This is a genomic window from Streptomyces sp. NPDC111606, assembly GCF_055656945.1.
Map to the genome: position 1 here is coordinate 63114 of NZ_JBVKBY010000019.1, position 24542 is coordinate 87655.

27 protein-coding genes and 1 pseudogene are annotated in these 24542 nt (G+C 68.8%); 27 read left to right on the forward strand and 1 reads right to left on the reverse strand.

Translation table 11 applies throughout. From position 1 onward, the window contains the following. Positions 1 to 103 precede the first annotated feature (103 nt). Positions 104 to 367 (forward strand): annotated as a pseudogene (locus tag ACZ7M7_RS42200) (Hint domain-containing protein); the annotation flags it as partial. A 297-nt stretch (positions 368 to 664) separates the two neighbouring features. Here the strand turns inward: ACZ7M7_RS42200 and ACZ7M7_RS42205 are convergent. Beyond that, on the reverse strand, positions 665 to 859 hold the full coding sequence (locus ACZ7M7_RS42205; RefSeq protein ID WP_472126850.1) for a hypothetical protein: 195 nt from the start codon (positions 857 to 859) through the stop codon (positions 665 to 667). A 16-nt stretch (positions 860 to 875) separates the two neighbouring features. Between ACZ7M7_RS42205 and ACZ7M7_RS42210 the strand changes: the two genes are divergently transcribed. From ACZ7M7_RS42210 to ACZ7M7_RS42335, 26 genes are all read left to right on the forward strand, one after another. Further along, the gene (locus ACZ7M7_RS42210) at positions 876 to 1262 is read left to right on the forward strand and encodes an HNH endonuclease (RefSeq protein ID WP_472126845.1); all 387 of its coding nucleotides are present in this window, start codon (positions 876 to 878) and stop codon (positions 1260 to 1262) included. After that, on the forward strand, positions 1208 to 2248 hold the full coding sequence (locus ACZ7M7_RS42215) for a phage terminase large subunit family protein (RefSeq protein WP_472126848.1): 1041 nt from the start codon (positions 1208 to 1210) through the stop codon (positions 2246 to 2248). The genes ACZ7M7_RS42210 and ACZ7M7_RS42215 overlap by 55 nt, the downstream gene beginning before the upstream one ends. A 75-nt stretch (positions 2249 to 2323) precedes the next feature. Then, positions 2324 to 4222, forward strand: a complete 1899-nt coding sequence (locus tag ACZ7M7_RS42220) for a hypothetical protein (RefSeq protein WP_472126765.1) — start codon at positions 2324 to 2326, stop codon at positions 4220 to 4222. A gap of 65 nt (positions 4223 to 4287) precedes the next feature. Next, complete coding sequence (locus tag ACZ7M7_RS42225) at positions 4288 to 5169, forward strand: hypothetical protein (protein WP_472126768.1); 882 nt, start codon at positions 4288 to 4290, stop codon at positions 5167 to 5169. Positions 5170 to 5287: 118 nt separating this feature from the next. Beyond that, the gene (locus tag ACZ7M7_RS42230) at positions 5288 to 6022 is read left to right on the forward strand and encodes a hypothetical protein (RefSeq protein WP_472126771.1); all 735 of its coding nucleotides are present in this window, start codon (positions 5288 to 5290) and stop codon (positions 6020 to 6022) included. Positions 6023 to 6037: 15 nt separating this feature from the next. Continuing rightward, positions 6038 to 7102 (forward strand): major capsid protein, encoded by a 1065-nt coding sequence (locus tag ACZ7M7_RS42235; RefSeq protein ID WP_472126774.1) that lies wholly within the window; start codon positions 6038 to 6040, stop codon positions 7100 to 7102. A gap of 3 nt (positions 7103 to 7105) precedes the next feature. After that, positions 7106 to 7456, forward strand: coding sequence for a hypothetical protein (locus tag ACZ7M7_RS42240; RefSeq protein ID WP_472126777.1), 351 nt, complete (start codon positions 7106 to 7108; stop codon positions 7454 to 7456). 96 nt (positions 7457 to 7552) lie between these two features. Next, positions 7553 to 7891, forward strand: a complete 339-nt coding sequence (locus ACZ7M7_RS42245; protein ID WP_472126779.1) for a hypothetical protein — start codon at positions 7553 to 7555, stop codon at positions 7889 to 7891. Further along, the gene (locus tag ACZ7M7_RS42250) at positions 7888 to 8733 is read left to right on the forward strand and encodes a hypothetical protein (RefSeq protein WP_472126782.1); all 846 of its coding nucleotides are present in this window, start codon (positions 7888 to 7890) and stop codon (positions 8731 to 8733) included. Before ACZ7M7_RS42245 ends, ACZ7M7_RS42250 begins: the two co-directional genes overlap by 4 nt. Next, positions 8730 to 9086, forward strand: coding sequence for a hypothetical protein (locus ACZ7M7_RS42255; RefSeq protein ID WP_472126785.1), 357 nt, complete (start codon positions 8730 to 8732; stop codon positions 9084 to 9086). The genes ACZ7M7_RS42250 and ACZ7M7_RS42255 overlap by 4 nt, the downstream gene beginning before the upstream one ends. Next, on the forward strand, positions 9083 to 9475 hold the full coding sequence (locus ACZ7M7_RS42260; RefSeq protein WP_472126787.1) for a hypothetical protein: 393 nt from the start codon (positions 9083 to 9085) through the stop codon (positions 9473 to 9475). The genes ACZ7M7_RS42255 and ACZ7M7_RS42260 overlap by 4 nt, the downstream gene beginning before the upstream one ends. Continuing rightward, positions 9475 to 9921, forward strand: coding sequence for a DUF6093 family protein (locus ACZ7M7_RS42265; RefSeq protein ID WP_472126790.1), 447 nt, complete (start codon positions 9475 to 9477; stop codon positions 9919 to 9921). Before ACZ7M7_RS42260 ends, ACZ7M7_RS42265 begins: the two co-directional genes overlap by 1 nt. Then, on the forward strand, positions 9921 to 10313 hold the full coding sequence (locus tag ACZ7M7_RS42270; protein ID WP_472126793.1) for an HK97 gp10 family phage protein: 393 nt from the start codon (positions 9921 to 9923) through the stop codon (positions 10311 to 10313). The genes ACZ7M7_RS42265 and ACZ7M7_RS42270 overlap by 1 nt, the downstream gene beginning before the upstream one ends. Position 10314: 1 nt before the next feature. Beyond that, positions 10315 to 10782, forward strand: coding sequence for a hypothetical protein (locus ACZ7M7_RS42275; RefSeq protein ID WP_472126796.1), 468 nt, complete (start codon positions 10315 to 10317; stop codon positions 10780 to 10782). A gap of 130 nt (positions 10783 to 10912) precedes the next feature. After that, positions 10913 to 11383 (forward strand): phage tail tube protein, encoded by a 471-nt coding sequence (locus ACZ7M7_RS42280; protein WP_472126799.1) that lies wholly within the window; start codon positions 10913 to 10915, stop codon positions 11381 to 11383. A gap of 96 nt (positions 11384 to 11479) precedes the next feature. Beyond that, a complete protein-coding gene (locus tag ACZ7M7_RS42285; protein ID WP_472126801.1) occupies positions 11480 to 12016 on the forward strand; it encodes a hypothetical protein in 537 nt (178 codons plus the stop codon). A 50-nt stretch (positions 12017 to 12066) separates the two neighbouring features. Continuing rightward, entirely contained in the window at positions 12067 to 12381 is a 315-nt protein-coding gene (locus ACZ7M7_RS42290; RefSeq protein WP_472126804.1) for a hypothetical protein, read from the forward strand. 19 nt (positions 12382 to 12400) lie between these two features. Then, a complete protein-coding gene (locus ACZ7M7_RS42295; protein WP_472126807.1) occupies positions 12401 to 17062 on the forward strand; it encodes a hypothetical protein in 4662 nt (1553 codons plus the stop codon). Continuing rightward, positions 17059 to 17955, forward strand: coding sequence for a phage distal tail protein (locus ACZ7M7_RS42300; RefSeq protein ID WP_472126810.1), 897 nt, complete (start codon positions 17059 to 17061; stop codon positions 17953 to 17955). The genes ACZ7M7_RS42295 and ACZ7M7_RS42300 overlap by 4 nt, the downstream gene beginning before the upstream one ends. Positions 17956 to 17964: 9 nt before the next feature. Beyond that, positions 17965 to 18915, forward strand: a complete 951-nt coding sequence (locus ACZ7M7_RS42305) for a hypothetical protein (RefSeq protein WP_472126813.1) — start codon at positions 17965 to 17967, stop codon at positions 18913 to 18915. Continuing rightward, complete coding sequence (locus tag ACZ7M7_RS42310) at positions 18912 to 20009, forward strand: hypothetical protein (protein WP_472126816.1); 1098 nt, start codon at positions 18912 to 18914, stop codon at positions 20007 to 20009. Before ACZ7M7_RS42305 ends, ACZ7M7_RS42310 begins: the two co-directional genes overlap by 4 nt. After that, positions 20009 to 22003, forward strand: coding sequence for a hypothetical protein (locus tag ACZ7M7_RS42315; RefSeq protein ID WP_472126819.1), 1995 nt, complete (start codon positions 20009 to 20011; stop codon positions 22001 to 22003). Before ACZ7M7_RS42310 ends, ACZ7M7_RS42315 begins: the two co-directional genes overlap by 1 nt. A 2-nt stretch (positions 22004 to 22005) precedes the next feature. Further along, positions 22006 to 22230, forward strand: coding sequence for a hypothetical protein (locus tag ACZ7M7_RS42320; protein ID WP_472126822.1), 225 nt, complete (start codon positions 22006 to 22008; stop codon positions 22228 to 22230). A 155-nt stretch (positions 22231 to 22385) separates the two neighbouring features. Continuing rightward, on the forward strand, positions 22386 to 23204 hold the full coding sequence (locus tag ACZ7M7_RS42325; protein ID WP_472126825.1) for a hypothetical protein: 819 nt from the start codon (positions 22386 to 22388) through the stop codon (positions 23202 to 23204). Beyond that, positions 23201 to 23581: a peptidoglycan-binding protein gene (locus ACZ7M7_RS42330; protein WP_472126827.1), complete on the forward strand. Its 381-nt coding sequence runs from the start codon at positions 23201 to 23203 to the stop codon at positions 23579 to 23581. Before ACZ7M7_RS42325 ends, ACZ7M7_RS42330 begins: the two co-directional genes overlap by 4 nt. Positions 23582 to 23583: 2 nt before the next feature. Continuing rightward, a partial coding sequence (locus ACZ7M7_RS42335; RefSeq protein ID WP_472126830.1) for an N-acetylmuramoyl-L-alanine amidase occupies positions 23584 to 24542 on the forward strand: 959 nt, incomplete at its 3' end.

Consider the following 24542-nt stretch of genomic DNA (forward strand, 5'->3'; position numbering starts at 1 on the left):
GATCCGCGACACCATCACCGGCTACGCCGACGTCCTCGGCATATCCCTGAACCCCGCCTCGCACGCCGCCAACCGCTTCGACATCGCTGGCCACGAGGGCGGAATGGTCACCGCGGGCGTCGGTGGAGGACTCACAGGAAAAGGAGCGAACTGTTTCCCCGACGAGACCCTGGTGACCACGGAAATCGGTAGAATTGCCATATCGAAACTCGTGGCCATGACCGACAAGCCGCGCGTCCTTTCCTTCAACCACGCGACCGGCCAAACCGAATGGCGTCGCATTCTGGCAACGAGGACAACTACCGCAGATGGACTCATCGAAGTCACCAGCACTCGTGGGAATCGAGTACGGACTACCGGAGATCACCCCGTCTATGTCCCTGGATCCGGTTACCGGCCGGCCGCGTCTCTACGGCCAGGGGACCGGCTTGGTACGTACCGTGTCCCGGACCAACCGGAACTGCATCCTGTGCGGCAAGGACAAGGGACGCAACGGCCGCGGGCCCTCGTGCCAGACGTGCTACAACCAGGCCCGCTCCGTGAAGATCCTGCTGCGCTGCCTGTGGTGCGGCGACGAATTCAAAAAGCCCCGGTACGAGTACAACAAGGCACTGCGGCGAGGCCACTTCTCCTTCTACTGCTGCAAGCCGCACTCGCAGGCGCATCACGCGATAAAGAACGCCCGACGGTGCGAACACTGCGACAAACCCATGCCGAAGAAGGCGGCGAACAGGTTCTGCGGGCGCGAATGCATCACGGCCTCCCGGAACCATCCGGAGAAGGCCTGCACGATGTGCGGCCTGTTCTTCCGACCCATCAGCAGCCGAACCGTGTACTGCTCACGCCCGTGCGCGGACAAAGCGCACTCCATACGCATGATCGGCACCGGGAACTCTCACTACAAGGACGGCACCAGCTACAGCAAGTGGTTCAAGGAGACCCGTCCGCTGATCTTCGAGCGGGACAAGGACGCCTGCGTGGTCTGCTCGACACCCTTCAAGCCGATCAACTACATGCGCAACGGGGCACCCGCCCAAAAGTCCAACCTGATCGTTCACCACCTCGACGAGAACCCGGCGAACAACCGGGTGGAGAACCTGCTGCTCCTCTGCGCCAGCTGCCACCTCGTCCACCACAAGTCCGCGGTGACGCCGTATCCCTGGTTCGCCGAGTACACGCGCCAAGCGTCCGAGTCCATGACCTCCAAGTGGACGGAAACAGCAACTTCTTTGCTGACGGCGTACTCGTCCACAACTGCCTGATCGTCGACGACCCCTTCAAAGGATCCGACGACGCCGAGTCCCAGACCCAACGCGACCGGGTCTGGGACTGGTGGCAGTCCGTCGCCCTCACCCGGCTCGAGCCCAACGGCTCCCTTGTGGTCATCAACACCCGCTGGAACCCAGACGACCTCTCCGGCCGTCTCCTGCAAACCGAGGGCGACGAATGGACGGTCCTCGACCTCCCAGCCATCGCCATGGCCGATGACGACCCCCTCGGACGCCCGGCGGGCGAGGCTCTCTGGGCCGAGCGGTACAACACTGACGACCTCCAGCGCATCCGCAAGGGCGTGGGAGAACGCGTCTGGTGGGCCCTCTACCAGCAGCAGCCGCGACCGCTCGAGGGCGGCGTCTGGCAGTGGTCCTGGATCACCGCCAACCGAATCACCCCCATGGCCTTCCGAGGAGTCGAACTCTCCCGCACCCTGGTCGCCGTCGACACGGCCGGCGGCAAGGGAGACAACCACGATGAGACCGGCATAGTCGGCGCTGGCCGCAACACGGCCGGGCAGATGTACGTCCTGGCCGACCGCTCCGCCAACATGGGCGCCGACACCTGGGGACACGAAGCCTGCCGCCTCGCCATCGAACTCAACGCGGACGCGTTCGTCGTAGAGGACAACTTCGGAGGCGACCAAGCCGCCCAGATCCTCCGCCAGGCCTGGGCCGACCTGTCCCGGTCAGGCGAAACCAACGGACTGCTGATGCCATCCATCATCGAGGTCCACGCGAAGCGGGGAAAGCAGCTCCGCGCCGAACCGATCGCTCAGTTGTACGCCCAGAACCAGGTCCACCACGTCGGCGAGTTCCCCGCCCTCGAGCGTCAGATGGTCACCTGGCTGCCCGGCATGGACTCCCCAGACCGCATGGACGCCGCCGTCCACGCGTTGACGGAGCTCGCCGACCCCGCCCAGGAAGGTCTCGGCACCCAGCACTACACCGATCAGCGCCTGCGAGGACGCCGATAGCAGGGGGAACCCACCGGCCCCACGCCCGTACTCTGTTGATCAGGCGCGGGGCCTGTAAGCAGCGAGGGAGTAGCTGTGGGCCTCTTCTCCGGCCTCAAGGCGGTCATCATCGACCGCTGGTCGTGGCTGAACTACAAGCCGCTCTACTCCGACAACCTCGGCATGCCGAACAGGCGGGCGTTCCCCGAAGCCCACGCCACCTGGGTACCCGCCGCCGACGAACGCCGCCTAGCCGCCTACAAGATGCTCACCGCCTACGACAACAACCAGGTCGGCGAACTCACCGCGTTCCAGGACGGCGACGAAGCCAGGATGCGCCGAGAGTTCGGCGACCCGTCCATGTTCGTCGACACCATCACCAGCCACGTGTTGGGTGAAGAGCAGACCATCACCGTCCCCGGCGCGGAGAACGCCGGCGGCGACCAGACCAGCCCCGAGGCCGAAACCGCCGAACGCGTCCAGACGCTCCTGCGCGAGTGGGCCGACGAAGAACTCCTGCCCATGCGGCTCCTGCAGACCGAACGCAAAGCCGTCTCCCTCGGCGACGGCGTCTACCTGCTCCACTGGGACGGCGACAAGCAGCGCGTCCGCATCAAGACGTTCGACCCCGGCTTCTACTTCCCCGTCATCGACGAAGACTCCGACGGCTCCGACTTCCCCGACCGGATCCACTTCGCGTGGGAACTCCCCGAGGACAAGGCCCGCCGCCTCCCGGCACGGCTGCGCCGCATCACCTACCACCTGGACTGGATCCGCCCGCAGACCGCGAACGGCGTCGACCAGACGGGCCGGCCGGTGCGTGCCACCGTCATGTCCGAGCAGACCGACGACCAGGCCTCCCAGCCCGTCCTCGGCCAAGGCGACACCCTTAACCCGGCCGGGGCCATCACCCGTCTGTACCCGTGGTCCGAGCAGCCCTCCTACAAGACCGTGTACCTGACCGACGCAATCTGGGAGCTGGGCGACCTCAAGGGCCCCGTCGATATCGACCGCCTTCCCATGGACAGGGCGCAGTTCGCCACCAACGGGCAAGGCGAGGTCCTCGACCACCTGGACACCTACCAGGACTTCATCTCCGTCATCCACGTCCCCAACACCGTTCCCGAACCCGGCGAACACTGGGGCCAGTCGTCCCTGGCCAAGGTCCTCCAGGTCTTCGACGAACTCTCCTCCTCCGACACCGACTCCTCCCGGGCCTCCGCCACCACCGGTGCGCCCATCCTCGCCATCTCCGGCAAGTCCATCAGCGCCCAACAGACGTACACCGCAGGCCCCGGCATGGTCTTCACCCTCGGAGAGGGCGGATCCATCACCTCAGTGGAGACCAGCGGCAACCTCGCCGAGCTCCGCAACCACCGCAAGGACCTCCGCGAGATCGCAGCGAGCAGCTCCCGCATCCCCGCCGTCGCGCTCGGCACCGGCGACCCCGCCCAGTTCACGTCCGGCTACCAGCTCGAACTGGCCCTGGGCCCGCTGGACTCCCTCATCTCCGGTATGCGGCTCGCCCGCGACCACCCCGACCGGCTCCTGCCGAAGTTCGTCCAGCGCCTGTTCAAGGCCGGCCAGCATCCCGACTGGATGAGCCTGCCTGTCCTCCCCGCGAAGCTCACCCGCGGCGCCTACACGCCCACCGACAAGGCCGCCGTCCTCGAGGAAGTCGCCTCCGCCCGCCAGGCAAAGCTGATCAGCCTGGAGACTGCGATCCGGCGCCTGCAGGAGATCGGCTGGCCCATCGACGACGCCGAGGAAGAAATCAAGCGGATCGACGCCCGCTCCTTCGAGGACGCCCGCAACCTCGCGGACGCCCTCGGAAACCCCGACGAAGTCGCCTCCTTCCTCGGCCGGCAGGCCCCCGACGAGCCCGACCCGCCGGCCGTCGTCCTGCCCGCCGCCGGTGAGGAGAACGTGCTGCCCGACGGCAGCACCGCACCTGCAGCGGACGGGGCGCAGGGGAGCGGGGGGAACACCGGATGACATCTGTGCTCCACTTGGATCTAGGCGCGGGGCCTGGAACGGAACGTCTGGGAGGACTGTCCCCAATGCGTCGCCCCGCGCAGCACCACCTTCGGCCCGGCCTGGCCGCCGCCCACGGCCACAGCCCGCTGTTCACCGACCCGTACGCGTTCGCCGTCCTCGCCAACACCGACGGCGGAGCAGGCGGCGCAGCAGGCGGTCAGCCCGCCCCGCAGAACCCGCCCGCCCCGACGCCGTCCCCCGCGGACATGGCCGCGCGCGCCGGACAGCAGCCTCCCGCCACCGCGCCCGCTGGTGACGGGGAGCCCGAAGTCTCCTTCACCCAACGCCGCCTCAACGTCCTCATGAAGAACGAGAAGGACGAAGGCCGCCGCGCCGCCTACCGGTCCATCGCCGAAGCCGCCGGCCTCGACCCCGACACGTTCGACCCCGAGAAGTTCAGCGAGGTGTTCAAGCAGGCCGAACAGGCCCGCCAGCAGGCCCTGACCGATGAGCAGCGCCGCACCGAGGAAGTCGCCCGCAAGGAGCAGGCCATCCAGGCGGAGCGGACCAAGCTCGAGGAGAGCCAGGCCGAACTCGCCGAGCAGCGCCGCGCCCTCGTACGCGAGCAGGCCCTCATCCGGCTCGGTGCCGTTGACGTAGCCGACGACAAGGGTGCTGTCACCGCACCGAACCTCCAGGACGCGCTCGCCATGCTCGAGCGGGACCTGCGTGCCACGCCGGACGCCGACCAGGCCGCCGTCACCGCTGCCGCCGAAGCGCTCAAGCAGCGCCGGCCCGAGCTGTTCGGTGTCGCTGCCGCCCCGCAGACCCTTCCCCCGGCACCGTCCGGTGGCCCCGCCGGCGGCAATGCGCCACGGCAGCCCGCCAGCACCAAGGACGCCGTCCGCGAAGCCGCCCGCAAGCGGGCCATCGAGCGAGGACTGCGCAGCCCAGACGCCGCCTGACCCCCTAGCGCCGCCCCGGCGGCCGATGACCAAGGGACCACGCCCTGACCCCCGTGGACGGCACCACACCAGGTGCCCTCACCACACATTCCCGCGCATAGCGTGAAAGGGGCACGGCGTGGACATCCAGCCGTACACCAGCACCGAGACGCTCGCCGTCGGCCGCCCGTGGCTCATGAGCATGCTCGGCATCGAAGCAAACCAGTCCGTCACCCTCGACCTGTCCAAGTTCAGCGAGACCCTCCACTGGACCGCGCCGACCGCCTACCAGACCGACCGCAAGCTCAAGTCCGGTATCCCGCTGGGCAAGCTGACCGCATCCGGCCTGTACGCGCCGTACAACGCGGTCTCCAACGAGGTCCAGACCCTCACCGTGACCGGCGCGCCGACCGGCGGCACCTTCACGATCACGTGGAACGGGCAGACCACCGCCGCGATCGCCTACAACGCCACCGCCGCCGTCGTCCAGGCAGCCCTCGAGGCCCTCTCCAACATCGCACCCGGCGACGTCGTCGTCACCGGCGCAGCCGGCGGCCCCTGGACGCTCACCTGGGGCGGCACCCAGCTCGGCGAGAACGTCGCCGCGCCGACCACCACCGAATCGTTCACCGGCGGCACCACCCCGGACATCACCATCGCCACCACCACCGCAGGCGGAGCCGCCGCCACCGCGGACGGAGCCGATGTCTTCGCCGGGTTCCTGTTCACCGAGGTCGCCTACGCGCCCACCGCAACCAAGTGCGCCGCGCCGCTCATGGTCCACGGCCAGATCGACGTGGCCAAGCTGCCCGTCGCGTTCGACCCCACCGACGTGCCGGCCGGCTCCAACTCCCAGTTCGTCTACAAGGTCTGATCAGGAGACACCACCATGCCGAACGACATGCTGGAGCTCCTGCTCCGCGACATCAGCCCCACCGAGATCAACGCGTTCGCCCGGGAGATCCAGACCCCCGCGGACTACGCCCTCACGCTCAGCGTGATGCCCGAGCGCACCATCAACTCCGTCAAGTGGGAACACCGCGGCACCCGCCGCCGGGTCGCCGCCGCGTCCTACCGCGCGTGGGACGCCCAGACGAAGGTCGCCACGCGTGAGATCACGCAGTTTGCGACCTCCGGCAAGCTCCTGCCGCTCGGGCAGAAGTACATCGTCGGCGAGTTCGAGACCATCCTCGAGAACCTCGACCGCGGCCTGGACTCCCGCGACCTCGTCGACGCCGTCTACGACGACGTCGCAGCGCACGTCCTGTCCATCAAGAAGCGCCTCGAGCTGGCCGTCGCCGACCTCCTCATCGACGGGAAGTTTTCCCTCGTTGGCGAGAACGGCCTCACCCTCGAGGCCGACTACGCGGTGCCGTCGGCGAACATGCCGACCGCGCCCACGGCCTGGACCACCACGACCGCCGACATCCTCGGAGACGAGATGCGGTGGATGGAGGTCCTGCGGTCCTCCGGAGCACCCGACCCCGCTCGCGCGCTCACGTCGTACAAGACGGCCGCGCTGATGATGGGCAACGACTCCTACCGCGCCGCCTACTACGGCTCGGTGAACTCGGCATCGACGATCCCCACCGCGGTCCTCGCGCCCAACGAGGTCAACGTGGTGAGGGCCCGCTACAACCTCCCCCCGATCACCACCTACGACGTGAAGATCGAGATGGACACCGGCTCGGACGTCCGCGCGCTGCCGGAGAACATGTTCTTCCTGCTGCCGCCCAACCCGCAGCAGTGGGCAGAGACCCAGTACGGCCTCACCGCCGACGGGCTGATCCTCTCCCAGGGCGGCAACCCGTCCATCGAGCGGGAAGAGGCCCCCGGCATCGTCGTCACCCGCGGCTACCAGGACGACCCGCCGCAGGTGTGGACGAAGGCCTCCGCGGCCGCGATGCCGGTCATGTACGTCCCGGACATCCACATCGCCGCGACGGTGTGGTGACCCATGGCCGCCCAACTCGCAGCCACGGTCTACGTACAGGACCCGGAGACTCATCAGACGGTCGAACTGGCCCCGGGCACCAGCCCGGAGCCGCGCCTGGCCGCCCTGGTGACGAACCCGGCCGCCTGGGTCGACGGGAAGCTCCCCCGCCTCCCCAAGACCCAGGACAACACCGACCACGGCCCTACCGGCGACGGCCCGGACGGCGCCTCTGGCGCCGCCTCGGAACCCTCCGACGCCGGTAACGAGGTGAAGGCCGCCCCGGCGGCCAAGAAGACCGCCGCGAAGAAGACCGCGGCGACCGGCCGGTCTCGGGGCCGGGACGCCGCTGGCGAGGGCGACAGCGGCGAATAGCAGGGTGCGGGCCCCCCACGTGGTGGGGGCGCCAACCGGGCGGGCCCGCACCCTCGCAATCCCTTCCCCACCGCCCCCACTGAGAGGACGCCGGCCATGGCCCTGACCGACAGCGTGAAAGCCTGGCTTCTCGCCCAGCTCGGCACCACCACACCCGTCGCCGACCTGGAAGCCCGCCACACCCGCCTCGGCACCGCACGCGCCGTAGCCCTCGAAGTCCTCTACGAACGCAAGGCAGCCCTTCTCCAGCAGCCCGCCAGCGTCAACGTGTCCAGTGTCGTCTCCGTCGCCTTCACCGAGAACATCAAAGCCCTCGAGCGGCAGATCGCCCTCCTCGAGCAGGGGGAGCCGCCCGCACCCGACGACCCCGCCGGCACCGGATCCGACACCACCTACATCGGCGTGGCCCGCCTGGTGGAACGGCCCAGGCGATGACCACCCCCGTACGGCGCCGCGGCCGCACCCTGCGACAGCGCCTCCTCGGCTTCATCACCGACGCCGTCGACCGGCTCCGCAACGCCTGGTTCATCCTCACCACCGCACAAACCCGGCTCCTCAACGCCCTCGCAGGCATCCGCCCAGGCCGAACCTCCGGCAGCGGAGCCAAACTGCGTGCCGCCATCGCAGCGTTCAACACCTCCCTCGCCGCATTCGCGCGCGCCGCCGGCGCCTGGGCCGAACGCTGGGCCGCAACCGACCTCCCCCTCATCTACCGCGAAGGCGCCTGGACCCTCCTCGACAACGCCGACCGCCGCCAAGCCACCTTCACCTGGACGGCACGCCACCAAGCCGCCATCACCGCCCTGTCCGCCCAGTACTACGGCGACCTCACCAACCGCATCCAGGAAGCCCTGCGCCGCGCCCGCGCGTTCCTGCGCGCCGCACAGGACGCCTCCCGGGACGCCGACCGCGGCCGGTTCGACATCGCGGAACTCCAACGCGAACACCCCCTCGACACCGTCGTGTACGCCAACCAGGCCCAACATCCCGTCGACTCCTGGGCCCGAGCCGCCATCACCTGGCAGGCCGTCACCACCGCCAACACCGCCGCCGCCCGTACCTCGATGGACGAACTCGGCATCAGCTACGTCGAGATCCGCGACGGCGCCGACTGCGGATGGACCAGCCACAACGACCCCGACCGCGCCCACCGCACCCTGCGCACCGTCCAGGACGCCCTCGCCCACCCCACGGCACATCCGCACTGCCAGCGCGAGCTGCTGCCCCGTCTCGACCTGATCGGCCGCGACAACATCCTCTCCGGAGCGCCCCTGTGAAGCCCCCCGACGCCCAGTCCATTCACATCGGGCACAGCCTCCCCGACTGGCCACGCCTGAAGCGCATCCAGGAGTGGCTCAAGGCCAACGGAATCGACCCACGCCTAGTCGCCGTCAACCGGCCGGTGTACGTACTGCCCGTACAGAGCGGAACCATCCAAGGCGGCGTCCCCTGGCTGATCGACGTCATCGTCTTCCACGAGTACTACGAGCACCCCGACGGCCACCGGGAACGAAACTTCATCACCGATGAAGCAGTGATGTTCCAGCGCACCGTCCCGCTCTCAGTCCCCTTCCCGGCCGACCCCACGGCCGCCGCTGAGGAGCCTTCCGAACAAGTAGGTGACGCGTGACCGACACCCCTGCTGAGCCGCAGGCCCATGGCGTCCGTATCGACGCCCAGCCCGGCCACGCCACCATCGCCCTCAACGGCCACACCATCGACCCGGGCGTCGTCACCGGATACGTCCTCGAGCACTCCATCGCCGAAACGCTGCCGCTGTTGGTCCTGCACACCCGGCACCCCGACAACGTCGCCTTCGACGGACTCGCCCGGGTCGCTGTCGGCGTCCCCACCAGCCCCGGTGATCTGGTCGCACGGTTCCTCGCCGAGGTCGACCCCGTCCTCCTCGACCAGGAAGCGCTGAACCGGTCCGACTACGGCGGCGGTGAAGGCGCGACCGCCCGCGCCATGCTCGCCACCCTCACCGACTGGGCATCCGGCAGAAGGGACGGCGGCTGATGGCCGGCCTCGACCTGTCCTCGATCGCCTCGTTCGTGGAGGGTCTGATCCTCCTGGACACCATCCGCTTCACCAGCCCTGCGTCCGGCCAGCCCGTGTTCAACCCCGACACCGGCCTGTACACGTACCCGGAGGGCGACCTCATCTACGAGGGCATCGGCGCCGTCCAGGTGTCCGGCACGTCCGACGGCGTGACCGCGTTCCCGTCGGCGAACATGCCCTGGCCGGGAGAGACCCGCTCCCGCTTCAAGGCCATCACCCCCCTGTCGGCTCCGATCGCTGCCAGGGACACCGTCGTCACCGTCGTCACCGTCCACGAGGGCGGCGACATCACCCTCCTCAGCCGCCAGTGGCGCGCCCTGGACCCGTCCGTCGGCGGCACGCTGGGCGTCGTCCGGATCACCGGCCTGGACCAGGTCGCGCAGAACGGGCAGGAGGCGGGCTGATGGACCTGGACGAACTGGCGCCTCGCCTGGAACGCGTCGCTGGCCGGGTCGGACCGGAGACCAACCGGACGGTGCAGCAGCAGGGCCGTCTGCTGCGCGCGCTCATCATGGAGAACGCGTCCGGACGTCCCGGCCCGAACGTCATCAGCGGCGACTACCGGGGCTCATGGAAGCGGGAGCCGTTCGCTGTTGCTGACGGCGGAGGGGCAGACGTCGGCACCCGGGAGCCGCAGGGACGCCGGCTGGAGTTCGGGTTCATGGAGAGGCACGACTCTCTCGGCCGGTTCTACCGGCAGCCGCCGTTCCCGCATGTGGAGCCGGCCGTGAACGAGCTGTCCCCCGAGTATGAGCAGGCCTTCCGCCAGGCCCTGGACCGGATCTTCGGGAGCTGACGTGATCCAGCGACTTCCAGTCACCGACGGCTTCCAAACGCTGCTGGCAACCCTCACCGGCAGGCCGGTAGGGCGGCGCACCGTGCCCCTGGACGACACCGGAAAGCCCGTACCCCCGCCCTACACGATCCTCGACCCGCTGGACCGCCTCGACGACGACGGCACCCTGGCCGACAACGGAAAGGCCATCGTGGTTGGCTACCAGGCCACCTTCGTGTCCGGGCCGGCCCCCGGGGATCCGGACAGCCGGGGCGGCGACGAACAGGCGCAGTGGCTGGCCGACCGCGGCTGGAAAGTCGTGGAACGCCCAGCGGACGGAAGCCCCGGCTACCTGCATCCGCTCAACGCCGGTGCGAGCGTGGACTGCTGGAAGCGGGAGGCGAGGGAAGCGGGGGGAACGCCTGATCCGAACAGTGGCATCATCACCAGTGTGATCAGGTACCGGCTGTACCTGGAGAAGACCGCCTGACACGGCGGCAAGGATGAACCGCACCGCGGCGGGACCCCACGCGGACGCCACCCAGTTGAGGTGGCCGCCACACCGACACGTGTAGCAGGGGCCCCCAAGATCGGCCCCTATCTGCGAGGGGCCAACACTCATGGCTAGGTTCAACCGCAAGGGCCTGACGAAGATCTACTGGGTTCCGACGATCGCTTCGACGTCGCTGATCCCGACCGCCGCCGAAATCACCGCCGGCACCAACTACACGGGCATGATCTCCGCGATCGACGGCTGGTCGCTGGAGAACTCCCCGATCGAAACCCCGGACATGGCGTCCACGTTCGTGTCGAAGATCGGCGGCGACGACTCCGCGGCCGACTCCAGCCTCACCTTCTACGAGGACAGCACGGCCGACGACATCGAGACCGACCTGGCCAAGGGCACGTCCGGCTTCATCGTCATCTTCTCCAAGGGCAACGCGGCCGCCGCCAAGGGGATGGATGTCTTCCCCGTCACCGTCGTCTCCAACTCGAAGGCGTACACGACGGACAACGAGGCCGCGAAGGTCACCGTCCAGTTCACGATCACCGCGAGGCCGGCTTTCAACGGCACCGTCCCGTCGTCCTGACCCGGCGACTGACACACCCCACCAGCCCCCGGCCGGGCCCGGCGTTACTCGGGAAGGGCGCCGCGCGCCCGGCCGGGCCTTCCCGATGGAGACCCGATGACTAGCACCACCGCCAACGGATGGGGCGCCCTGAAGAAGCGCCTGGACAGCATCAAGCTGCCCACCGCGTCCTTCACCATCTGCGAGGACCCGGACATCCGGAAGACCCTGCACCAGGCAAGGGCCGAAGACGAGCAGGCCCGCGCCCGTCTCACCGCCCTCAAGGACGACCCCGACGCCGACGTCAAACAGATGGTGCAGGCCCAAGCCGCCCAGGCCTCCGAGGGCTTGGACAAGGCGCAGAAGGCCTACGACAAGGCGTCCGTCACGCTCCGCTTCACCGCACTGGAACGCAAGCAGCTCGAGCAGCTCCAGAAGGACCACCCGCCGACCGAGGACGACGAAGCCAACGGCAGCGAATGGTCCGAGGAGACCTTCCCGCCGGCCCTGATCTCCGCGGCATCCCTCGACGGGATGCCCCTCGAGGACGCCCAGCAGTTCCTCAACACCTGGTCCAACGCCGACGCCAAGGCGCTGTGGCGGGCCGCCTGGAACGTCCAGCACCAGCAGCGCACCGACCTGGGAAAAGGCTGATCGACGATGCCGTATTCCGTGCCGAGATGGAGCTCTGCCACCAGTGGGGCATGCCCCACAGCAGGTTCCGCGGGCACGGCGACGGCACCTGGACCGACCTCGACCGGCGTAAAGCCCTCGCCTATGCCGCCTACGTCAAGCAGGTCTGCCCCGGCTGCGGCACCCGCGCCGAGGAATGGGACGAAAATACGGGCGGTGACGAGTTCGCCTACACCGCCGTCACCCACCGCTGCCTCGGCTGCCAGACCATCGCCGACCGGCAAAAGGAAGTCCCCGATGGGCCGGAAGGACACGGAGTGAAGGTCGCCCTCATCCCGGCCAGCGTCCACGCCGCCCTCGAGCTCCAGAAAGCCCACAGCCACTAGCCCAGGAAGGAGCCCGCCGATGTCCGAATGGAATTTGAGTGTCCGGCTGACCGGTCAGGGCTCCGGCCTGGCGCGCACCCTGCGGGACATCGCAACGGACGCACGATCCGCGTCCAACGAAGTCAACTCCCTGCGCCGCAACCTGGCGCTGCTGCGCACGGAGGCCAGCAACAACGTCAGCATCCGCCTGGACGTTGACGGCGATCACCTGCGCAGCGATGTGACTGCCGCGCTCACCGCCGCCGGATCCGGGCAGGGCATCGGCGTCCGCCTCGACATCGACGCCGGTCACCTCCGCGACGACATCACGACAGCGCTCACGGCCGCCGGCGGGCAAGCCGTACAGGTCCGCCTGGATGTGGACGCGGACCACCTCCGTGACGACGTTCAGGCCGCACTCACCGCGGCCGGGGCCGGTCAGAACCTGACCGTCTCCCTCAACGTCGACGGCACCACCGGCCTGGCCGCCCTGCGGGAAGAAGCCCGCCAGACCGCACATTCCCTGAACGTCCTCCAGAGAGCCACCAGAGAAGCCGAGAACCAGCTTGAGGAACTGGAAGCCCGGTCCCTGACCACGGCCACCGCGCTGCGCCGCATGAACACGGCCACCGGCCGCGCCAGCACCCGCCTCGGCACCCTGTCCACCAACACCCGCACGCTCCGCAGCGACCTGGACGACCTGGACGGCTCCCTGAACACCGTCGCGGGCAGCCTCAGCGGCCTGCACGGCAGCTTCGGCAGCCTCGGCGGCGGAGGCGGCGGCAGGTCATCCTCCGGCATCCTCCAAAGCCTCCTGCTGCTCGCTCCGGCCGCCGTCCCCCTCATCGCCGGCCTGTCCACCAGCCTCGCCCCGCTCCCCGGAGTATTCGGCGCCGCCGCTATCGGTGCGACCGCGTTCGGGGTGGCCCTGGCCGGACAGGTGGGCCGCCTGGGCGAGGTCGCCGACGCGGAGAAGAAGTACCAGGACGCCGTACGCGAACACGGACGGTCCTCCGCCGAGGCCATCAAGGCGCAGATCAAGTACCAGCAGATGCTGGCCGAACTCCCGCCGGAAGCGCAGAAGGCCGCGATCGCCCTGTCGCAGCTGAAGACCAACTTCTCCGACTGGTCGGACGACATGTCCGCCTTCACGATGACGCCGCTCACCAACGGCATCACCGTCCTGGACCAGCTGATTCCCCGTCTCACCCCGCACGTGGAGTCGATGTCCAGCCAGTTGGACCGGCTGGTCACCGTGGCGGGCGGCGCGATCTCCACGCCCGGCTTCGACGCGATGGCAGACAAGTTTGCCGACTTCAGCGACCGGCAGCTCGATGAGATGACCGACGGGGTCATGCACTTCCTGCGGCTGCTGTCCGAGGGCGGAGCGTTCCAGAGCGGCCCCATCGCCGCGTTCATGGACTACGCCAGCACCAACGGGCCGGCAGCACGCGAAGCCCTGTCCGCGATCTCTGACGCCGTCGTCACGCTGCTGCAGGCCTCCGCCGAGGCAGGTCCGGGCCTGCTCACCATCGTCACCGCCGCTGCCCAGCTGGTCGCCGCGCTGCCGCCGGAACTGGTCGGCATCATCATCCAGGTTGCTGCCGGCCTCAAGCTCGTGTCGCTGGCCGGGGCGGGCGCGGCAGCGATCGCTGGCGGTATCGCCGCCCTCGGCGCGCGGATCGCCGCCTTGCAGGCCGCATCAGCCGCCGCCGGCGGAGGCCTGGCCGGCCTGTCCGCGGCGTTCGCGACCCTCGGCACCGCCGCGAAGGCCACACTGATCGCCTCCGGTATCGGCATCCTCCTCATCGCCCTGTCCCAGCTGTCCGACATGGGCAAGAAGGCGCCCCCGGACGTCGACAAGCTGACCACGTCACTGCGCACCCTGGGCGACACCGGCAAGGTGTCCGGGGAAGCGGCCCGCTCCTTCGGCAAGGACCTGTCCGGGCTCGCGGACAGTCTCCAGAAGGTCACCGACCCCAAGGGCCTGGACCAGGTCCAGCAGTCCATCGTGTCCTTCTTCGGCACCGACAGCACGCCGATCAAGGACGCGAAGGAGAACATCGACGCGGTCGACAAGGCTCTTGCGAACCTGGTGAAGAACGGGCAGGCCGACCTTGCCGCGGACGCCCTCGACACCATCATCAGCAAGATGCGCGGGCAGGGCTTCTCCGCGAAGGAAGTCCGCGCCCAACTCGACGACTACAAGTCGGCGCTCGCCGACCAGAAGTTCGAGCAGGAACTGGCCGCGCAGAGCATGGGCCTCTTCGGGCAGGCCGCCCAGGACACCTCCGCGAAGCTCGACGCGCAGAAGGCGTCAGCGGACGGCCTGCGGCAGGCCATCGTCGCCCTCAACGACGTCAACCGGGCCGCCGGATCCGCCATGTCGGCGTTCGAGCAGTCCATCGACGACACCGCCGCCGCCATCAAGGACCATGCCGGAGCGCTGAAGATGCGCGACGGCGAACTGGACCGGGGCAGCCAGAAAGCCCGCGACGCCGACAAGCTGCTAACCGACCTCGCCACGAACACGGACGCCGCCGCCACTGCCGCACGTGAGCAGGGCAAGTCATGGGAGTACGTCAACGGCATCTTCACCCGCGGCCGGAAGGCCTTTGTCGACGCCGCCGACAGCATGGGCCTGACCAGGGAGCAGGCTGAAGCGCTCGCGAACTCCTACCTGAAGATCCCGGACAACAAGACCATGTCCGTGGAGATGCAGACCGATGACGCCGTCGCAGGACTCGACGCGGTCATTGAGGCCATCAAGAGGACCCCGGACGCCAAGTCCGTCACGGTCACCGCGCTCACGGCCGAAGCGCAGACACTGCTGGAGCAGCTCGGCTTCAAGGTGGTGAAGCTGAAGGACGGCCGGTTCTCCGTAACCGCTGACACCGCATCCGCCCAGACAAGGCTCGGCGAGGTTCAGGCCCTTCGTGATGGCGTCAAGGACAAGACGATCACGATCGGGGCGGCCACCGAACAGACCATCGCCGACCTGTCCATGGTGAAGTCGGAGATCGCTTCCACCAAGGGCAAGACCATCACGATGCGGGCGCCCACCGCGGAAGCCCGGCAGCAGCTCGAAGCGCTCGGATTCAAGATCAGGGACACCAAGGGCAAGAACGTCGTCATCACCGCCCCAACCGGGACGGCGCGCGCAAACGTCGACGCTCTGGCCGCGTCCATCGCAGGCCTGCGCAACAAGTCGGTCACCATCACCACCAACCGGGTCACCAAGTTCACCACGCAGGGCACGTCAAGCAAGGTGGCCCCGGCCCACCGGGACTGGGCGGACGGCGGTGTCGTCGACTACTACGCCGACGGCGGGATCCAGCGCGGCGGCGTACGCCACTTCGCCCGCGGCGCGGAGAACCACGTGGCGCAGATCGCCCCCGCGGGGTCGTGGCGGGTGTGGGGTGAGCCGGAGACCGGCGGGGAGAGCTACGTACCCCTTCACCCGTCGAAACGACTCCGCTCTCGAGCCATCACGGAGGAGACCGTCAGGCGGCTCGGCGGTGACCCTTCGATGATCCAGTGGAACGCCGACGGCAACGTCACCGACTGGCGCTACGACCCCACCACCGGCTCCCTGTACTCCTCCTCCGACGCCGGATCCGCCGGACATAAAACCAAGAAGGTGAAGGTCAAGGGCGGCAAGACGAAGGAAGTCGAGTACTTCGACCTGGGCGCCGTCGAACGGAAGATCAAGTCGGCGGCGAAGGCCACCACGGCCTGGAACCGGGACCTCGAGAAGGTCGCCGAAATCGCCGGCGGAGACGTCGCCGAAGCGCTCGCCGCGATGGGCAAGGACGGCGTCGCCCTCACGAAGAAGATGGCGAACGGCTCCAAGAAGTACATCGCCGAAATGTCGATGGCGTTGCGCAACCTGTCCAAGACCGCGCGGGCGTCGCTCACCGACTACAAGGTGCAGCTCACCCACGCCACCCTGAACAACGAGCTGTTCGCCGAGAACCTGGCCAAGCTGGCATCCCGCGGCTACGGAGACCTTGCCGGCCAGCTGGCCGCGCAGAACGACAAGGCGGCGCAGGAGCTCGCCGCGGCCGCCGTGAGGGATTCCAAGAAGGCATCGGCGGCGAACACGGCAGCGAAGAAGGCGAACAACGCGCTCACCTCGGAGCAGGTCGAACAGCTGGTGCAGATCATTGCCGCGATCAAGACCAGCAAGACCGGCATCCACGATGTCGCCGCGACCACCGGCCTCGGCGAGGACGAGATCATCGCGGTGGCGAACAGGGCCAAGGGGCAGATCAGTTCGTCCCTGGGGTCCCGCTCGGTGCGGTTCCTGTCCGACCTGAGCAAGGCCAACAAGGGCGCCGCGTACGCCGACGGCGGTATCCGCGCCGGCATGTACGCCACCCAGGGCGGCATCATCCGCTTCGCCGAGCCGTCCACTGGCGGGGAGGCGTACCTGCCGCTCGGTGCTTCCAAGCGCCGTACCGCGATGCCGGTCCTGGCCGACGTCGCGCACCGCTTCGGGGTGGGTCTGACCGATGCCCAGTCCTCCCGGATCGTCATCATCCGCGAGCAGGGGCCGCTGGTCGGCGCCTCCCACTTCCACATCGGGGACCGGCGCTCCGACCGTGACCTGGCCCGCCAGGTCGAAGCACGCCAGTCCTACCAGCTGCGCCGCCTCGCGCGCGGCGGGGCGTTCGCCGCCAGCGGAGGGGGAAGCCGATGAGTACGCCCGTGGAACTGGAGGACGGCCAGCACGAACTTGCCGGTGTCCTCATCGGCACCGGAACCCCCGTCGTCCTGGCTGGTATCGAAGGCCTTGGGCGGGCGTCGCAGCGCACCGCGGATGTCGAGCCGCCCGGCGAGGACGGGCTGTGGCTGGGCGCCGACTACTACACCGGACGCACCCTGCGCATCCCGGCCGGCATCAAAACGCCCGGGAACCAGGGCGCCGCCCTCGACGTCCTCGCCGAACTCGAGGAAGCCACCAGCAGCGACGCGGTACGCCTGGCCGGCGGGGCCACCCTGGACCTGCGGTTGAAGTTCCCGGGCCGGCCCGCCCGCGTGGTCCGCGGCCGTATCCGGCAGATGGAAGCGGACCTGACCACCGCCAAGCACGGCTGGATCCCCCTGGACATCGAGTTCACCGCCGCCGACCACCTGTTCTACGCCGACACCGCGGAAACCGCGTCGATCCCGTTGGGCGGGCTCACCGAAGGCGGCATGTCCTTTCCGCTGATGTTCCCCTTCACGATCGCCGACACCGCCGGCGCCGTCGGACGGCCGGGGTTCCTCACCGTCCAGGGGACGACCGGGACATGGCCGCTGCTGCGGATCAACGGGCCGTGCGCCAACCCGACCGTCAAGCACGTCGCGACCGGCCGCACCCTCACCGTCCAGGCGTCGCTCGCCGCAGGGGAGTGGATCGAGATCGACACCCGGCCCGGTCGGCGCACCGTGCTGCGTAACAACGGCGGCGGCGCCCCCCTCGCCCCGACCTCACGCATCGACACCTTCCAGCTCGCCCCCGGCGTCAACGAAATCCACTGGACCGCGACCGACCCCACCCTGACCAGCACCCTGGCCGTCACCTGGTGGCCGGCCTACAAGGCCCTCTAGGAGAGCGCTGTGGCCCTGCACCCGGTACCCATTGCCACCAAGGACGCGGAGCACTCCGCACAGCAGTTCCGCATGATGATCAAAGACCTGGCGCGGGACAACCAGGGCGTCACCACCGGCCTCGACATGAAGGTGACCGCGCTGTCCACGCCCGGCGCCGGCGTTCAGGTCGGCGACGGGTCCGCCGTCATCGCCGGGAAAGTGTCCACCGTCCAGGGCTACTACAACGCCTACAACATCGGCTCCGACACCGTGTCGATCGGCGCGACCGGCGGCGTGGGCCGCTCCGACATGCTGGTCCTGCGCGTCGAAGACCCCGAGTACGAGGGCACCCGCGACCCGGCCGAAGACCCCATCGTGTTCTTCGAAGTCGTCCCGAACGTGAGCTCCTCGGCGACCACGGTGCCGTCCGGGTACTCGGCGATCCCGCTGGCCCGCATCGACATCCCCGCCTCCACAGCGACCATCACCAACGCGATGATCACCGACCTGCGGAAGATTGCGAACCCCCGCCGCGAACGCACGCTCTACCAGCACTTCTTCGCCGGATCCCTCACCCAGATCAGCGGCACCTCCGGCACCTGGCAGAACTTCCCCTCCGCCGTCACCTGGTCCATCCCCATCCCCGCCTGGGCCGGCAAGGTCAAAGTCGTCATGACGGCGGCCGGGATCCGTCTCGATGACGGATTCGTGTTCGGCGGCTACACCTTCCAGCTCGGCACCAAGGAAGCCGCCCAGTCCGTCAACATCGACGACAACCAGGGAACCGGCGTACGCCGCCAGACCTTCATCACCGCCGACACCCTGTCCCTGACCGACACCCTCGGCGCCGCGATGCGTGGCACCACACAGACCCTGCGGCCGCGGATGCGGTGCACCGCCGGGAACGCCGGGAAGATCGGCGCGGACACGGCCACCACGTTCATCGCGGACGTCGAGTTCGAGGAAGCCGCTCTGTGACACGGTGGCGGTACTGGACTCAGCACGCCCTGACCGGCGCGCAGCTGCACCCTGCGCTGCCTCTGTCGGACGTGGAGTTCGGCAGCGAACTCAACGGCCCCGGAAGCCTCTCCGGCACCCTGAAGCCGAAGTTCGTCACCGCCAACGCCGCCCAGCTCCTGCCGCACCTCGCGCTCATCTACGCCGAAGCCGACGGCATGCTCCGCTGGGGCGGACTCATCTGGGACATCACCGCCGAGGACGACGAGTACCGCATCGAAGCCGCCGGCTGGTCCTCCTACCTGACCAAACGGCACGACAGCCACGGCGAACTCGGCGGCCGCGGACCGTACGTCAACCAAGACCCGTGCATCATCATCCGCGACCTGTGGGCCTACGCGCAGGAACAGCCCGACGGCAACCTCGGCGTCACCGTGGATGCCACCACCTCCAGCGCCAAAGCCGGCACCCCCGCCGAACCCTGGCACTCCTACTGGTACGAAACCCCCAGCCTGGGCGACCACCTCGACGACCTGGTCAGCGAAGACGGATCGCCGGAGTACACCAACGCCTGCAACTACCAGGCCAACGGCACCGTCCGTAAACGTCTCGTGCTCGGCTACCCGCGTCTCGGGGCGCGCCGTACCGACATCTCCTTCCGCACCGGCGTGAACATCATCGACGCGCCGCCGGTGAACTACTCCGGCGACGACTTCGCCACCACGGTCATCGCCACCGGATCCGGCGAAGGCACCGCGATGCGCCGCGCCGAAGACACCGTCCGCGACGGAGGCCTGCGCATGGAATCCGTGCTCGCCCTGCCCACCGTCAACGGCAACGACATCCTCGGACGCCGAGCCGCCGCCGAACGCAAACGCCTCCAGATCATGGGCGAGGTCACCTCCATCACCGTCCGCGACCACCCCAACGCCCCCCTCGGGTCCTGGCAGATCGGCGACGACGTCCACGTTGCCGTGCACAACCAGTGGACCTCCTGGACCGGCTGGGCGCGGATCATCGCCGACGCCTACCAGCCCGGCGAACAAGACGACCAGGCCGTCCTCACGCTCCGCCGCGCCGACGCCTTCCACTACGGCTCCCCGGAGAACATCTGATGCCCAGGAACATCGCTACCGAGATTGCCGCACTCAAGCGGGACATGTCCCAGGTGAAGAAGGGGCAGCGCTACGCGCACGGCGGCAGCATCGAAAACTCGGCCCTCGAGGTGAAGGACGACAGCGGAAGCCTGCGCGCGATCCTCGGCCAGCAGGCGGACGGCACGACCGCCGTCAACGTCGTCAACGGGCCGCCCCCGCCGCAGCCGTCCGCACCCATCGTCGCCAGTGTGCTGGGCGGCGTGACCGTGTCCTGGAACGGATCCTTCGCCGACGGATCCACCCTGCCCCTGGACTGGGCCCGCGTGGAGGTCCACGCCTCGATCGTGTCCTCCTACGACCCGATCCCCGCCACGCTGCAGGGCACCATCGAAACCGCCCAAGGCGCCACCGTCGTCGTGCCCTGCGACACCGACGTGTACGTGCGCCTCCTGGCCCGCACCACCTCCGGCACCGCCTCCACGCCGTCGACCATCGTCGGCCCGTTCGGGCCCGCCCCCGTCGTCGCCGACGACATCGTGGACGGCATCGTCACCACGCTGAAGCTCGCCGACGACGCCGTCACCCAGGCCAAGGTCGCGACCGGCGCGATCGGCTCCACCGAGATCAGCGACAACGCAGTCACCACCCCGAAAATCGTGGCCGGTGCGGTGCAAACAGCCCAACTGGACGCCGAAGCAGTGAACGCATCAAAGATCGCAGCGGGGGCGGTCACCACGGCGAAACTGGACGCCCTCGCCGTCACCGCCGACAAGGTCGCGGCGAACGCCATCACCGTCGGGAAGATAGCCGCCGGCGCGGTCGACGCCACCGCGATCGCCGCCGACGCCATCACCGGCAAGACCATCACCGGCGGCACCATCACCGGCACCGTCGTCCAGACCGCGACCAGCGGGCAGCGCATCACCCTGAACGAAACCGGAACCCACCGGATCCTCGTCTACAACAGCTCCGGCACCATCGTGGGAGAGCTGTCCGCGCTCGGCATGGGACTGGTCGGGAGCGGCGGCGCCGTGATGGTCATGGATCCGAACGCGCTGTATCCGACGCTGCGGATGACGAACGCGGCGGGCACCAGCGAGGCCGTTGTCAACGTCTTCGACGGCGTCGCCGGGGCGGCCGCACTGGGACTGAACTCGGGCGCGTTCGCCGCGTCTGGCTTCGACTGGAAGTGGCGGACCATGTTCGGCAACGACTTCTGGGTCGCTGAACGAGTCCGCGACGATGACGGCGATGTCTACGTGGGTGGGCGGATGTTCCTCGCCAACGATCACGCCACGGTCGGCTACGGCGACGCAACTGACGCTACCACCGACACCAACCTGTACCTGTACTCCGGCTACGGGCAGCTCAACAAGGGACGCCTGGAAGTCGTTGCGCCCGCGTCCGGTAGCGCGGCCCTGTACGTCAGCGCGGACAGCGGCCACACCGGCTACCTGGTACGTATCCAGTACGCCGGGGCGGACCGGCTCACCCTCGATAAGGACGGCAACTTCAACGTCGCCGGGATCGGGCAGCGCCTGGCGAAGCGGCGCAACACGGATGCCACCCGGACCAGCACCAACACCGTCTCCACGGACACCCAGCTCACGTTCACCGTCGACGCCAACAGCACATACGACCTGGACGGGTTCCTCAAGTACGGCGGACCCGGAGACTTCCAGATGGGCTGGACAGCCCCGTCGGGAACGCTGGGGGAGTGGCAGGGCCTCGGCAACGGCACCACCGTCGTGTCCGGCACCGGCGGCAACGCCACCCAGCAGGACGTCGTGTCCACGTGGGGCTACACCGTGCGCACCGAGACCACCGACATCGGAAGCACCCGCACCTACGGCGGCATCAGCACGAACGTGTACGGCGTCCAGGTCAAGGGCACCATCCGCGTCGGCGGCACCGGCGGCACCTTCGCCCTCCAGTGGGCGCAGGGCACCTCCAACGCCACCTCCACCACCCTCTACACCGACTCCCACCTGCGACTCGAGAAAGTGAGCTGACCATGGCAGCCGACTTCCCCTACAACGTCATCTACGGCAACGGTCAGGAGGACCCGATCCGCGTCTCCGTGAACGTGCAGTCCGAGTACGCGCAGATCGATGAGACCGCCCTCGCGCACCACATCGAGCAGTGGCTGCAGGACAACGTCGACTACGTCACCTCGACCAACAGCGAACGCCGTGAGCACGTCTACCCCGTCACCCCGCTGCCGCCCGCCGGCGGCTGACTGCCCCGCAGGCCGGGGGAACACCCTGCCCTGCACGCCGTAGCCTGATCACGGGTGACCCTCCGCCCGTTCGCTCCGCCCCCGAGGGACGACCACCACGGTGGTCCGCCGTTCATCATCAGCCTGGGCGCGGGGAGTTCCAGGAGTCAGGGCGAGTGCCCGACCTCGAGATCAGACAGTACGACGTGTCCGGCCCGTTCGGCCGGCATCTCGTGCTGGACCCGCGCAGCCTGGCATACCGGCGGCGCTACACCGGCGACCCCATCCGCCCCGCCGAATGGGCACCCAAGACACCGGTACTGGACCAGCAGAGCCTGATCTCCCAGGGCATCCGCACCAGCCAACTCTTCGAGGGCGTCGACGACGTAGATGCGCTCGGGTCCTGCTGCGGGAACGCCGCCACCGCCCTCATCTCCGTCCTCCACACCGCAGACGAACTCGCCCACGCAGGCCTGGACGTCACCGACGCGGCTGCCGCCGAAGCATGGGCGATCGGCCTGTACTCGGACGCCACCCACCGCGACCAGTGGAACCAGCACTCCTTCCCCTTCTCCGACTGCGGATCCTCCGGCCTCGGCGTCGCCAAGGCGCTGCGTACACGCGGCCTGATCGACCAGTACGGGCACGCCACTACCGCGGAAGAGCTTGGCCAGCTCCTGCAGGCCGGGCCGGTCCTGATGGGGCTCAGCTGGTATTCAGCCTTCAGTGAGCCGGGACCGTACGGGTTCATCGACGCCGACCCCACCTGGGCCACCTCACCCGTCGACGGCGGCCACGAGGTGTGCATCACCGCCCTCGAGGACGTCACCACCAACCTCGACGGCACCCTGGCCGACTCCACCGTCCTGCGCTTCGCCAACAGCTGGTCGACCGGCTGGGGTGAGCAGGGTGCTGGCCGGATGGCCGTCCGTACCTACCGCGCCCTCCGTCACGAGGTGGACCTCGTGCAACCACGATTGGACACCGTGCGATGACCCGCGCCAAGACTGACAACGACCCCACCGAGCCCGAACAGACCACCCCCGCACCGTCCACGGAGGCCGCCGTGGACAGCCCGGCAGCCGTAGAGGACACGACGGCCCGGTACGAGCCCTACCCGGGCGTCACGTTCTTCCACGGCGGCCGCCACTCCGACATCGTCACCGCGATGGCCCGCCGCCTCGAGGCCGAAGGACACGCAGACGGCCGCTACCTCGGACCGGACTGGACGAACGCCCACAGGGATGCGTTCGCACGGTTCCAGCAGACGCTGCGCCCCAAGGGATCCGGCGACGTGTCCGGAATCCCCGACGAAACCGCGTGGGAACGGCTCCACGTCCCGCGCGTCACCCCCCTTCCCCGGGAGTCCTGACCATGACCACCACGCCCCCAACCCCGTCCCGGTTCGCTGACCTGCTGCGCGCCGAAGGCGCCACCGTCATCGAAGTCGGATCGTGGGAGACCCACAACCGCAACAGCAAGGGCCCCTGGGGCCCCGTCCACGGTGTCGTCATCCACCACACCGTCACCAAGGGCACCGCGAACACGGTCAAGATATGCCAGAACGGATACTCCGGCCTGCCCGGCCCGCTGTGCCACGGCGTCATCGCCAAGGACGGGCGTGTGCACCTGGTCGGCTACGGCCGCGCCAACCACGCCGGCCTCGGCGATCCCGACGTCCTGCGCGCTGTCATCAACGAGTCCGCCCTGCCTGCCGACAACGAGGCCAAAGTGGACGGCAACCGGCACTTCTACGGCTTCGAGTGCGAAAACATGGGCGACGGTAAGGACCCGTGGCCCGCCGCCCAGTTGGAGGCGATCGAGCGGGTATCCGCTGCTCTCTGCCGCCACCACGGCTGGTCCGAGCGCAGCGTGATCGGGCACCTGGAGTGGCAGCCCGGAAAGGTCGACCCCCGCGGCTTCACCATGAGCTCCATGCGGGCCCGGGTCCGCGACCGCCTCGCCGGCACCCCCACCAAGCCCACCCCGCCCCCGTCCACCGGCGGCGGCACCTACACGGTCAAGCCCGGCGACACCCTGGGCGGCATCGCCAAGGCCCACGGCGTCACCGCGGACGCCCTGTTCGCGGCGAACAAGGACCGCCTCAAGGACCCGAACAAGATCCACCCGGGCCAGGAACTCGTCGTCCCCAAGCCCAAGCCGCTGCCCGAGCCGAAGAGGCCCACGGTCGACCTGTCCAAGCTGCAGGACGCCGCCCGCACCAACCCGGACATGAAGGGCACCCCCTGCACCTACACCGGCGTAAAGCCTGTTGAGGCCGCATTGGTGGATGCCGGACTGCTCAAGAAGCCGCTCCTGGACGGCCACTTCGG

Coding starts and splice junctions, on each gene's coding strand:
- ACZ7M7_RS42210 (WP_472126845.1), top strand. CDS start 876: ATGATCGGCACCGGGAACTCTCACTACAAGGACGGCACCAGCTACAGC.
- ACZ7M7_RS42300 (WP_472126810.1), top strand. CDS start 17,059: ATGAGTACGCCCGTGGAACTGGAGGACGGCCAGCACGAACTTGCCGGT.
- ACZ7M7_RS42270 (WP_472126793.1), top strand. CDS start 9,921: ATGGACCTGGACGAACTGGCGCCTCGCCTGGAACGCGTCGCTGGCCGG.
- ACZ7M7_RS42290 (WP_472126804.1), top strand. CDS start 12,067: ATGCCCCACAGCAGGTTCCGCGGGCACGGCGACGGCACCTGGACCGAC.
- ACZ7M7_RS42235 (WP_472126774.1), top strand. CDS start 6,038: ATGCCGAACGACATGCTGGAGCTCCTGCTCCGCGACATCAGCCCCACC.
- ACZ7M7_RS42240 (WP_472126777.1), top strand. CDS start 7,106: ATGGCCGCCCAACTCGCAGCCACGGTCTACGTACAGGACCCGGAGACT.
- ACZ7M7_RS42250 (WP_472126782.1), top strand. CDS start 7,888: ATGACCACCCCCGTACGGCGCCGCGGCCGCACCCTGCGACAGCGCCTC.
- ACZ7M7_RS42245 (WP_472126779.1), top strand. CDS start 7,553: ATGGCCCTGACCGACAGCGTGAAAGCCTGGCTTCTCGCCCAGCTCGGC.
- ACZ7M7_RS42320 (WP_472126822.1), top strand. CDS start 22,006: ATGGCAGCCGACTTCCCCTACAACGTCATCTACGGCAACGGTCAGGAG.
- ACZ7M7_RS42285 (WP_472126801.1), top strand. CDS start 11,480: ATGACTAGCACCACCGCCAACGGATGGGGCGCCCTGAAGAAGCGCCTG.
- ACZ7M7_RS42280 (WP_472126799.1), top strand. CDS start 10,913: ATGGCTAGGTTCAACCGCAAGGGCCTGACGAAGATCTACTGGGTTCCG.
- ACZ7M7_RS42225 (WP_472126768.1), top strand. CDS start 4,288: ATGCGTCGCCCCGCGCAGCACCACCTTCGGCCCGGCCTGGCCGCCGCC.
- ACZ7M7_RS42265 (WP_472126790.1), top strand. CDS start 9,475: ATGGCCGGCCTCGACCTGTCCTCGATCGCCTCGTTCGTGGAGGGTCTG.
- ACZ7M7_RS42295 (WP_472126807.1), top strand. CDS start 12,401: ATGTCCGAATGGAATTTGAGTGTCCGGCTGACCGGTCAGGGCTCCGGC.
- ACZ7M7_RS42330 (WP_472126827.1), top strand. CDS start 23,201: ATGACCCGCGCCAAGACTGACAACGACCCCACCGAGCCCGAACAGACC.
- ACZ7M7_RS42315 (WP_472126819.1), top strand. CDS start 20,009: ATGCCCAGGAACATCGCTACCGAGATTGCCGCACTCAAGCGGGACATG.